The 9351-nt window shown below is 71.5% G+C and carries 12 protein-coding genes; 3 read left to right on the top strand and 9 right to left on the bottom strand.

What is annotated here, in order from left to right; genetic code table 11:
* Nucleotides 1-43: 43 nt before the first annotated feature.
* From N5D62_RS07710 to N5D62_RS07685, 6 genes are all read right to left on the bottom strand, one after another.
* Nucleotides 44-1009 (bottom strand): TauD/TfdA family dioxygenase, encoded by a 966-nt coding sequence (locus N5D62_RS07710; protein ID WP_279757092.1) that lies wholly within the window; start codon nucleotides 1007-1009, stop codon nucleotides 44-46.
* 8 nt (nucleotides 1010-1017) lie between these two features.
* Nucleotides 1018-1719, bottom strand: coding sequence for a 4'-phosphopantetheinyl transferase superfamily protein (locus N5D62_RS07705; protein ID WP_279757091.1), 702 nt, complete (start codon nucleotides 1717-1719; stop codon nucleotides 1018-1020).
* Nucleotides 1697-2434, bottom strand: coding sequence for an alpha/beta fold hydrolase (locus N5D62_RS07700; RefSeq protein ID WP_279757090.1), 738 nt, complete (start codon nucleotides 2432-2434; stop codon nucleotides 1697-1699). The genes N5D62_RS07705 and N5D62_RS07700 overlap by 23 nt, the downstream gene beginning before the upstream one ends.
* Before the next feature lie 23 nt (nucleotides 2435-2457).
* Nucleotides 2458-2700: an MbtH family NRPS accessory protein gene (locus N5D62_RS07695; RefSeq protein ID WP_279757088.1), complete on the bottom strand. Its 243-nt coding sequence runs from the start codon at nucleotides 2698-2700 to the stop codon at nucleotides 2458-2460.
* A gap of 175 nt (nucleotides 2701-2875) precedes the next feature.
* A complete protein-coding gene (locus tag N5D62_RS07690) occupies nucleotides 2876-3163 on the bottom strand; it encodes a DUF4880 domain-containing protein (protein WP_279757087.1) in 288 nt (95 codons plus the stop codon).
* A 75-nt stretch (nucleotides 3164-3238) separates the two neighbouring features.
* Entirely contained in the window at nucleotides 3239-3784 is a 546-nt protein-coding gene (locus tag N5D62_RS07685) for a sigma-70 family RNA polymerase sigma factor (RefSeq protein WP_279757086.1), read from the bottom strand.
* 139 nt (nucleotides 3785-3923) lie between these two features.
* Between N5D62_RS07685 and N5D62_RS07680 the strand changes: the two genes are divergently transcribed.
* The 3 genes from N5D62_RS07680 to N5D62_RS07670 are packed head-to-tail and all read left to right on the top strand — an operon-like array spanning nucleotide 3924 to nucleotide 6234.
* On the top strand, nucleotides 3924-4244 hold the full coding sequence (locus N5D62_RS07680) for an iron uptake protein (protein ID WP_279757085.1): 321 nt from the start codon (nucleotides 3924-3926) through the stop codon (nucleotides 4242-4244).
* A 12-nt stretch (nucleotides 4245-4256) separates the two neighbouring features.
* A complete protein-coding gene (locus tag N5D62_RS07675) occupies nucleotides 4257-5936 on the top strand; it encodes a PepSY-associated TM helix domain-containing protein (protein WP_279757084.1) in 1680 nt (559 codons plus the stop codon).
* Nucleotides 5929-6234 (top strand): DUF3325 domain-containing protein, encoded by a 306-nt coding sequence (locus N5D62_RS07670; RefSeq protein WP_279757083.1) that lies wholly within the window; start codon nucleotides 5929-5931, stop codon nucleotides 6232-6234. The genes N5D62_RS07675 and N5D62_RS07670 overlap by 8 nt, the downstream gene beginning before the upstream one ends.
* A gap of 21 nt (nucleotides 6235-6255) precedes the next feature.
* Here N5D62_RS07670 and N5D62_RS07665 read toward each other — a convergent pair whose 3' ends face one another.
* Genes N5D62_RS07665 through N5D62_RS07655 form a run of 3 tightly spaced genes read right to left on the bottom strand, consistent with a single transcriptional unit; the run spans nucleotide 6256 to nucleotide 9325 of the window.
* The gene (locus tag N5D62_RS07665) at nucleotides 6256-7770 is read right to left on the bottom strand and encodes a methyl-accepting chemotaxis protein (protein WP_279757082.1); all 1515 of its coding nucleotides are present in this window, start codon (nucleotides 7768-7770) and stop codon (nucleotides 6256-6258) included.
* A 32-nt stretch (nucleotides 7771-7802) separates the two neighbouring features.
* On the bottom strand, nucleotides 7803-8204 hold the full coding sequence (locus N5D62_RS07660; RefSeq protein ID WP_279757081.1) for a hypothetical protein: 402 nt from the start codon (nucleotides 8202-8204) through the stop codon (nucleotides 7803-7805).
* An 8-nt stretch (nucleotides 8205-8212) separates the two neighbouring features.
* Complete coding sequence (locus N5D62_RS07655) at nucleotides 8213-9325, bottom strand: porin (protein ID WP_279757080.1); 1113 nt, start codon at nucleotides 9323-9325, stop codon at nucleotides 8213-8215.
* Between the last annotated feature and the right edge of the window lie 26 nt (nucleotides 9326-9351).

The following is a 9351-nucleotide window of genomic DNA, read 5'->3' as shown; positions in this document are numbered from 1 at the left end:
GGTGGTCGAGGTCATCGCAGGCATCGGGCGCATCGCGGCCGCCTCAGAAGCGGCCGAGGTTGCCGTGCGGCTCGGCCATCGCGACGATGACCTTGCGCGGACCGCGGAAGGGGCTGCGCGCATGCGCGGCCAGCATGTTGTCGAGCATCAGCACGTCGCCGGCTTCCCAGCGGAAGGACACCGTCTCCGCGTCCAGCACCGCGCGCACCTCGTCGAGCAGGCCGTCCGGGATCGGCGAACCGTCGGCGAAGAAGGTGTTGCGAGGCAGGTTCTCCACGCCGAGCAGGTCCTCGAGCGACTCGCGCACCTCGGGCGGCAGGTTGGACGCGTGGAACAGGTGGGCCTGGTTGAACCAGACCGCCTCGCCGGCGCGCGGATGCGTCTCGACGGCCTGGCAACGCTGCGTCGTGCGCAGGCTGCCGTCGGGCTGCCATTCCCAGCGGATCTCGTTGGCGCTGCAGTAGCGCTCGACGTCGGCCGGCGCGGTGGTGTTGAACACCTTCTGCCAGGGCACGTCGAAGTCGCCGTAGTTGCGCACGTACAGGATGCCGGGCTCGAAGCGCGCGCGGATCGCCGGCGGCATGCGGCGCAGCACCGCGCGGCTGTCGGCGATCGGCGTCTCGCCGCCCTCGGGCGACGCGGTGACGCAGTGGAACCAGATCTTCATCGGCCACTCCCGCGTGTAGGCCTGCTCGTTGTGCAGCGGGATGGACTGGTGCGCCGGGTACTCGGTCGAGGTGTAGACCCCGGCGCCGACCTCGGAGCGCGGCGTCGAGCCGAACTCGTAGGACAGCAGCGGATGGCCGAAGCCGGCGGCGAACGCGCGGAAGGCCGCCGCGTCCGGCACGTCGAAGCCGCGCAGCAGCACGCCGCCGACCGTGCCCACCAGCGTCTCGATCTCGCCGCGCCGGCGCGCGAGCGCGTCCATCAGCGGTTCGCCGAAGGTCTCGGGCTCGATCAGCGCGGGCAACAGCGAGCCTTCGGGCGCGCGGCGTTCCAGAGTTCCCATTCCTGCTTTCATGCAACTGCTTCCTGAAGAGGCGAGAGATCCAGCCACGCCAGCGACGCGGCGTAGCCATCGGGCGCCGGCAACCGGCACGCGGTCACCGGACTGAGGTCGAAGGCCTCGTGGCGCAGGCCGTACTGGTGGCGGCCGGCCTCGGGCCGGAGGATGGCCAGGCGCTGCAGGTGCTCGCCGATGCCCAAGCCCAGCGCCTTGAGCACCGCTTCCTTGGCGGTCCAGCCGTCGAGGAAGTCGACGCGCTCGCCGGGCCGCAAGTGGCGCTCCATCGGCGACAGCGCCGTCGGCGCCAGTTCATCGGGGTCGAGCGCGGGCGAGCGGCATTCGATGTCGACGCCGACGGGGCCGCGCGCGCTCAGCGCGATCAGCGCGAAGCTGCCGGCATGGGCCACGTTGAAGGCGAGCGGCCCGCGCCGGCGTAGCGCCGCGCACAGCCGCGGCTTGCCGTGGCGGTTGAGCGTGAAGCGCAGGTCGCGCGGGCGGCGGCGCAGCCGCTCGGCCAGCAGCCGCCGCAGCGCGGCGCGCGTGCGCACGAAGCGCACCTGGTCCGGATGACGCAGCAACCGGCGCGCGCGACGGCGCTCGTCGTCGTCCAGCAGCGCCCAGTCCTCGTCGGGCAGCGGCGCGGCGAGGTCCAGCGCGAGCTCGAAGACCTCGATGCGCGGCGCGACGACGTCAGGCAGCGGCAACGCCCGCATGGCTCGTCTCCGGCGCCAAGGGACGCAATGCGCTGGCCAGCGCGGCCAGCACCTGCGGCTCCTGGTGGCGGATGAAGAAGTGGCCGCCGTCGAACCAGTCCAGCGCGAAGCGGCCGGTGGTCTCCAGCGACCAGGCTTCCAGGTCCGCGGGCGCGATCGCGTCGGCGCGGCCGCCCCAGGCCAGGATCGGCATCGGCAGCCGCAACCCCGATGACGACGGCGATCGCGGCCGGAAGCTCGCGCAGACGCGGTAGTCGGCGGCCAGCGTGTCCAGCGTCATGCGCAGCAGCTCGGCGTTGCCGAAGACCTCGTCCGGCGTGCCGCCCTGGCGGCGCAGCTCGGCGATCAGCGTGGCGTCGTCCTGCAGACCCTCGAAACGCGACGGATCGCGCCGCGACGGCGCCGCGCTCGCGCTGACGACCAGCCACCGTGGCAGCGGCCGCGACTGCGCCTGCAGGCGGCGCGCGACGCCATGCGCCAGCAGCGCGCCCATGCTGTGGCCCAGCAGCGCGTAGCGGCCGTGGAACTCGCCCGCGTACTCGTCGCAGAGCCGCTCGACCAGGGTGTCGAAGTCGTCGACGAAGGGCTCGCCGAAGCGCGCGCCGCGGCCCGGCAGCTCCAGCGGCACCAGCTGCAGCCAGGCTGGCAGCGCGCGGCGCCAGCGCAGGTACATCGTCGCGCTCGCGCCCGCGCAGGGCAGCAACAACAGCTTCATCGCGGCGGTCCCGGCCGTGTCCGTCACGACGCGGCGGCGCCCTCGCCGGCCTGCGCGGCCATCCACTCGCGCAGCGAGCGCGGGCGCATGTCGGTCCAGGTCCGGTCGACGAATTCAGTGACCGCCTGCTTGTCGCCCTGGATGCCCTCGACGACGCGCCAGCCGCCGGGCACGGCCTTCCATTGCGGCCAGATCGAGTACTGGTCCTCGTGATTGACGAGGACGATGAAGACTTCGCCGTCGCGATCGAAACAACTGCTGGACATGGGGCTCCCCGTGCGGTGGACAGCGAGCGGCCGACGGCGGCGCGCCGGCGGGATGCCGGGCAGCCGGGCTGCTCATGCGTCCATGACGAACGAGCGCCTCGGGATGTTCAACAGCGGGGAAACGGACGTCGTTCCGGGCCGGAACGAAGGCGCGGCGCGCGCTTTCGCGCGGGGCTCAGGAGGTGGAGGACCCGCCGTCGCGGAAGGCCTTGCGCAGCGCCTCGAGGTCCAGCGGGACCTCGGGATCGGGATCGACATGGCGGGTCGGCACCAGGCTGGCCTCGGCCCACAGCCGCAGGGCCTCGTCGTAGCGCTGGCGGTGCACGGGATCGGCCCGCAGCCACGCGTCCCGCGCGGCCAGTTCGTCGTCGCTCAGCGCCGTGTCCTGCGCGCGCTGCAGCCAGTCCCAGGCGGTGCGCCAGACGGGATCGTCGTGAGAGTCGCGGGGATGGGAGGGGGGCACGGACGACAACATTCGGTAACGGGATCAGCGCGCGATGGTAACGCCGCCGTTCTCGCGCCGATGTCGGTCTTCGCCCTAGTCCCAGGCCATCAGGTGGCGCCGGCTGGTCAGCACCTCGCCGGCCTCGGCGATCAGCGCGTTGACCAGGCCCAGCGAGACCTCGAGCGCCTTGCTGATGTCGCGCTGCGTCATGCCGCGCACGATGTACATCTCGTAGGCGATGCGGGTGCGCACCGGCACCGCGTCCAGCGCGTCGCTCAGGATCGCGATGTTTTGGCGCCGCATCGCCTGCAGCTCCGGCTGGCCGTGCGTGGCGGGCACGTGCTGGCCTTCTTCCTCGAGCGCCATCAGCCCCGACTCGAAGGCCGAGCGGCGCAGGTGGTCGCGCGCCATGTTGCGCACGATCTGGCTGCAATAGGCCAGCGGCTGGTGGACCTGCAAGGCGGTTTCCGCGCCGAGCAGCTTCAGATAGGCGTCCTGCAGCACGTCCTCCGCGCCTTGCGCGTTCTGGACGATGGACAGCGCGACCCGCCGCAGCCGCGACCGGTTCTCGACGAAGACCTCGGTGAGATCACTCTGTGGCGCGACGGAAATTTCGATGGCTTCCTCTGGGCATGACATCCCAAACCCCCTGGTTGGCTTCCCCGTTTTGTCGAATAATAGGAATCATTCTCATTATGTAGCACACGGGAAGCGACCCACGGCTTTGGCCGGTGAACCTGCAAGGGTTAACAGGGTGGTCACTTTCTTCTGCCCTGCCATGCCCGCATCGACCTCCCCCGCCGCCGCGTCGCGCGTGTCGCTCGTCCTGCCGATCCTGCTGCGCATCGCCGCCGCCGTGGGCGGCGCCTATGCGTTCTGCTGGGGCTTCATCGCGCTGTGCCTGAGCGGCGCGTACGCGGCCGGGATGTCCTTCCACGATGCCGAGCACCTGTCGGCGATGCTGGGGCTGCTGCTGTACCTGGTGCTGTTCTGCTGGGCCATCGCGGCGCGCAGCCTGGCGCGGGTGTGGATCGTGCTGCTGGCCGGCGCGGGCGCGATGACCGGCGCGGCGTCGCTGATCCAGCGCGCGCTGGCCTGAAGGGAGCGGCCGATGTTCTCGAACTTGCGACTGTCGATGGCCTGGCTGCACACGTGGTTCGGCCTCGTGATGGGCTTCGTGCTGGTGGTGGTGTTCTTCTTCGGCTCGCTGTCGGTGTTCGATCGCGAGATCGACCGCTGGGCGATCCCGCAATCGCGCTTCGAGCCGCAGCCGATGCCCTCCTTCGATGCGCTGCTCAAGCCGGCGCTGGAGCGGCTGCAGCCCGACGAGGCCGCGATCGCCGCGCTGGCGGGCAAGGTGGAGGGCGAGGTGCCGCGGCACTTCGACGTCGTGCGCAGCTGGGGCGCGTACACGACGCACCGCGACCCGATCGTGCAGGTCTTCGCCGGCTACGAAGTGCCGCGCGCCAAGGACCCGGAGGAGACCGCCTGGGCGATCCAGGTGCTGGACCCGCGCGACGGCCGGCTGCTGCCGCAGAGCCACCTGCGCATCGGCAGCCAGTTCTTCTATCCGATGCACTACAGCCTGAACCTGCACTGGAAGGACCTGGGCTACTGGATCGTCGGGCTGGCGGCGCTGACGATGCTGGCGGCGCTGGTGAGCGGCGTGGTGATGCACCGCAAGCTGTTCCGCGAGTTCTTCACCTTCCGCCGCGACCGCAGCACGCAGCGCGGCGTGCTGGACCTGCACAACCTGACCGGCGTGGTGGCGCTGCCCTTCCACTTCTTCTTCGCGTTCACCGGGCTGGTGGTGTTCGCGGGCATCTATTTCCCGGTCGCGCACACGCAGCTGCATGACCTGCACGAGCTCAGCGAGAAGGTCGAGGCCCGCCAGACCGGCCTGCCGCACGAGCGCGCCGGCATCCCCGGCGGCCTGGCGTCGGTGGACGCGATGGTCGCGGAGGCGCAGCGGCGCTGGGCCGCCAAGGGCATGGCGGGGGATGTCGGCTTCCTCGGCGTGCAGCATGTCGGCGACGCCAACGCCTACGTCAGCGTCTACCGCGCCGGCACCGACCGCGTCGCGCTGACCGGCGAGGGCATCCACTTCAAGGCGAGCACCGGCGAGCTGCTGCGCGAGGACCCGCCGCGCACCGCGGTCGACGAGGTCAACGAGTTCCTGACCGGGCTGCACCTGCAGCACTTCCGGCACTGGCTGCTGCGCTGGCTGTATGTGCTGGGCGGCCTGGCGGGCTGCGTGTGCATCGCCACGGGCTTCGTCTTCTTCGTGGAGAAGCGCAAGCAGCAGCATGCGAAGAACGGCGGGCAGGGATCGCGCGTCGTCGACGCGATGGCGGTGACGACGGTCACCGGCATGCTGCTGGCGACGGTGGCGATGCTGGTGGCCAACCGGCTGTTGCCCGACACGCTGGCCGGCAAGGGCGACTGGGAACAGACGGTGTTCTGGTCGGCCTGGGCCGCGGCGATGGTGCACGCGTTCGCGCGTGGCGGCGCGGTGCTGCAGGGCCGGATGAATCCCGCGTGGCGCGAGCAATGCGTGCTGGTGGCCGGCGTCGCGGTGGCGGCGGTGGTCGCCAACGCGGCCACCACCGGCGATCACCTGATCCGCACGATCGGCGCGGGTTACTGGCCGGTGGCCGGCGTGGACCTCGCGCTGCTGGCGCTGGCGGGCGTGACGCTCGGCGCGGCGGGGATGCTGCGCCGACGGCAACGGCGCGCCGAGACGGCGGCGATGCCCGCGGGGTTGGTGGCGGCGGAGGCCGGCGATGACTGAAGCGATGCTGCTCGCGGGTGCCGCGGTCGCGGCGCTGGTCGGCTTCGGCTGGCTGGCGCTGGCGATGGAGACGCACTGGGACCAGGCGCACGCGCCGCGCGCGCTGGCGCCGAGGCGGGCGTTGCTACTGAGGATCGCCGGGAGCGTGGCGGTCGTGGGATCGCTGCTGCTGTGCCTCGGCGCGGATCACCCGTCGATGGCGGTGCTGGTGTGGTTCATGCTGCTGGCCGGCTCGGCCATCACGATCGCGATGGTGCTGTCGTGGCGGCCGCGATGGCTGCGGTGGCTGGGGGCGTGAGCGCGGGGTGCTCCCTCCCCCTCACGCCAGCTTGAAGATCGCCACCGCCGATTCCAACCCGTCGGCCTGCTGCTCCAGGCTCTGCGCCGCCGCGGCGGCCTCCTCGACGAGCGCCGCGTTCTGCTGCGTCATGCGATCCAGGTCGACGATCGACTGGTTGACCTGCCCGATCCCCGTGCTCTGCTCGAGCGACGCCGCGGTGATGTCGCCGACGATGTCCGAGACCCGCTGCGCGCTGGTCATGATGTCGCGCATCGTGTCGCCAGCGTCTCGCACCAGCCGCGATCCGGCGTCCACGCCTTCCATGCTCGCGGCGATCAGCGTCTTGATCTCGCGCGCCGCCTCGGCGCTGCGTTGCGCGAGCGCCCGCACCTCCCCGGCGACGACGGCGAAACCCCGTCCCTGCTCGCCGGCGCGCGCCGCCTCCACCGCCGCGTTCAGCGCGAGGATGTTGGTCTGGAACGCGATGCTGTCGATGGTCCCGATGATGTCGCCGATGCGGCGCGAGCTCGCGCTGATCTCCTCCATCGTCGACACCACGCGTCCCACCACCTCGCCGCCCTTGAGCGCCACCGCGGCGGCGTTGCCGGCCAACTGATTCGCCTGGCTGGCCGCGTCCGCGCTCTGGTGCACCGCCTCGGTGAGCTGGCGCATGTGCGACGAGGTCTCCTCCAGCGAGCCCGCCTGCCGCTCGGTCCGTCCCGACAGGTCCTGGTTGCCGGCCGCGATCTGGCGCGAGGCCACGCCGATCGACTCCGTCCCGCCGCGCACCTCCGCGACGAGGCCCGACAGGCCGCGCGCCATGTCGCGCACCGCCGCCAGCAGGCTGTGGTCGGTGCCGCGCGCGACCTCGATCCGCTGCGACAGGTCGCCCTCCGCCATGCGGCGCATCACCTGGCGCGCGTACTCGGGCTCGCCGCCCAGCTGGCGCCACACGCCGACGATCAACAGCCAGGAGCCCAGCGCCAGGCAGAGCACCACCACCACGCCGCACCCCACCGTCACCGACAGGCCGGCGCGAACGCCGCCCTCGGCGCGCGCCAGGGCACCGTCCAGGCCCTCCCGCGCGTCGGTGCGCGCGGCCGCGAGCGCCTGCTCGAAGGCCTTCTGCGCGCCCTGCATCCGCGCCACCGCGCCGGCCTGGTCGCCGGTGCGCAGGCCCAGGATCATCTCCACCGTCTCCACCGACGCGCCGTAATACGCGTCGAAGTCGCGCAGCAGCCGCGCGCCGGCGTCGGCGCGGCCGTCCAGCGCCTGGATCGACGCGATCACCTTGCGCATCGCGCCGGCGCGTTCGGCCGCCTGGTCCAGCTGGCGCTTCTCCCCTTCCGCGACCGCGGACTGGAAGAGCCCGCCCAGCGCCTCGAACTGGGCCGAGGCCTGGTTCGTCGCGACGAGGTAGGGATAGTCCTGCGACTCCAGCGCATGGATCACGGCGAGCGTGCGCGTCGAGAAGGACAGCACCACGGCGATCCCGATGCCGAAGATCAGCGCGGCCAGCGCGGGCAGCAGCGCGATGCGGGTCTTGAGGTTCATCTGCACACCTGTTCCGGCGGACGGCCGGCCGATCAGTTGAAGGTGGCCAGCACCTTGACGCTGCCGTCCACGGCCGACTTGTCGATGTAGCCGATGGCCTTGGGATTGGCGGCGACTTCCTTCTTCACCGCGGCCGCGTCGGCCAGCACCTTGGGCGGCTTGGCCACGCCGGTGAAGATCAGCCGCGCCCACAGCGACTTCACCTGCGCGAGGTCCTTGCCGGTGGCCGATTGATAGAAGGCGGTGCGCGTCGAGGCCGATTCCGGCAGGTCCAGCGGCGTCGCCGCCTGGCTCTTGCCGAGGTAGACGTCCACGATCTGCGCGTTGCTCAAGGCTTCGGCGCCGGGATGGCCGACCACGACGGTCTGCGCCTGGACGCCCTGGGACGCGGCGACGGCCAGCACGACCGCGGCCAACACACTGTGCTTGTTCATGATGGGGCTCAGAAGGCGAAGTCGATGCTGGCGCTGACCGTGGTGACGGGGCGCGTGATGGGACCGGGCAAGGGCCCGATGGCGGTCAGGACCGGCGCGGTGATGAAGCTCGCGCCGGCGGTGCCGCGGGTGTCCACGCGTTCGACCTGGAACTTCAGCGCCGCGCTGGAGAAGGCATCCCAGCGCACGCCGGCGGACAGCGTGCGTTGCGGCGCGGTGACCGCGTCCTTGGCCGGACGCACCTGCGCCACCTGCGCGTACGGCAGGAACGCGCCCATCCGGTAACCCGCCATCAGGTACCAGGCGTCCGCGGCGATCAGCGTGTTGAAGAGCTTGTAGCGGCGCTTCACGAACTCGCCCTGCATCACGACGTCGTTGCGGTCGACGGTGAAGCCGAAGCCGGAGAACTGGTACTTCGCATCCGACAGCGACTGGCCGGCGGGCAGCAGGGCCTGGAGCTCGCCGGGCAGGTCGGGCTTGGCCTCGACGTAGCCCAGGCGCAGCGTGTACCAGTTGCCGTCCCAGACGCCGTTGACGCCGCGCAGCGAGTCGACATCGGTGGGGCCGGCCTTGGAGCGGCCGCCGAGCACGGTGGCGGTGAACTTGTTGTCGCCGACGGGGAGGCGGTAGGACACGTCGGCGCCGCGCAGACCGCCGCTGAGCAGGTCCAGGCCGTAGACCTCGTTGGCGGGGCGCAGCGTGGTGTTGGCGTAGCCGATGCGGCGCGAGGCCGACACCAGGAAGTTGGGCACGTTCATCTGCCCGACGCGCACGGACAGGCCCTCGACGGGCGCGACCTTCACGAAGGCCCATTCGAAGCGGGTGCTCAGCTTGTCGTCGTCGCGCTCCGCGGTGAGCGTCTGCACGGTGGCCGACAGCCAGTCGTTGGCGGTGGCCGTCAGCTGCAGGCCCAGGTTGCTGTCCACGAGCAGCGAGCCGGACTTGTCCGCGCCCTTCTGCTGGAACTCGCGGCGGTACTGGCCCTGGTCGGTGTCGGCGCGGACATAACCGAGCGTGCCGAAGCCGCTGAAGGTGAGGTAGTCGCCGATCGGCGTGACGGCGTGGCTGTTCATCGCGGCGGCCGCCAGGGCGACCGACGCGGCGATTCGAGTGAGTGTCATGGGGGTCTCGGGAGTGGGGAGGCGGG

Source organism: Mitsuaria sp. GD03876 (assembly GCF_029840635.1).
In the GTDB taxonomy this organism is placed as follows: domain Bacteria; phylum Pseudomonadota; class Gammaproteobacteria; order Burkholderiales; family Burkholderiaceae_C; genus Roseateles.
The sequence above is the reverse complement of the archived record's forward strand: the minus strand, read 5'-3'. Positions and strand labels throughout refer to the sequence as shown.

Coding starts and splice junctions, on each gene's coding strand:
- N5D62_RS07710 (WP_279757092.1), bottom strand. CDS start 1,009: ATGGGAACTCTGGAACGCCGCGCGCCCGAAGGCTCGCTGTTGCCCGCG.
- N5D62_RS07705 (WP_279757091.1), bottom strand. CDS start 1,719: ATGCGGGCGTTGCCGCTGCCTGACGTCGTCGCGCCGCGCATCGAGGTC.
- N5D62_RS07700 (WP_279757090.1), bottom strand. CDS start 2,434: ATGAAGCTGTTGTTGCTGCCCTGCGCGGGCGCGAGCGCGACGATGTAC.
- N5D62_RS07695 (WP_279757088.1), bottom strand. CDS start 2,700: ATGTCCAGCAGTTGTTTCGATCGCGACGGCGAAGTCTTCATCGTCCTC.
- N5D62_RS07685 (WP_279757086.1), bottom strand. CDS start 3,784: ATGTCATGCCCAGAGGAAGCCATCGAAATTTCCGTCGCGCCACAGAGT.
- N5D62_RS07680 (WP_279757085.1), top strand. CDS start 3,924: ATGCCCGCATCGACCTCCCCCGCCGCCGCGTCGCGCGTGTCGCTCGTC.
- N5D62_RS07675 (WP_279757084.1), top strand. CDS start 4,257: ATGTTCTCGAACTTGCGACTGTCGATGGCCTGGCTGCACACGTGGTTC.
- N5D62_RS07670 (WP_279757083.1), top strand. CDS start 5,929: ATGACTGAAGCGATGCTGCTCGCGGGTGCCGCGGTCGCGGCGCTGGTC.
- N5D62_RS07665 (WP_279757082.1), bottom strand. CDS start 7,770: ATGAACCTCAAGACCCGCATCGCGCTGCTGCCCGCGCTGGCCGCGCTG.
- N5D62_RS07660 (WP_279757081.1), bottom strand. CDS start 8,204: ATGAACAAGCACAGTGTGTTGGCCGCGGTCGTGCTGGCCGTCGCCGCG.
- N5D62_RS07655 (WP_279757080.1), bottom strand. CDS start 9,325: ATGACACTCACTCGAATCGCCGCGTCGGTCGCCCTGGCGGCCGCCGCG.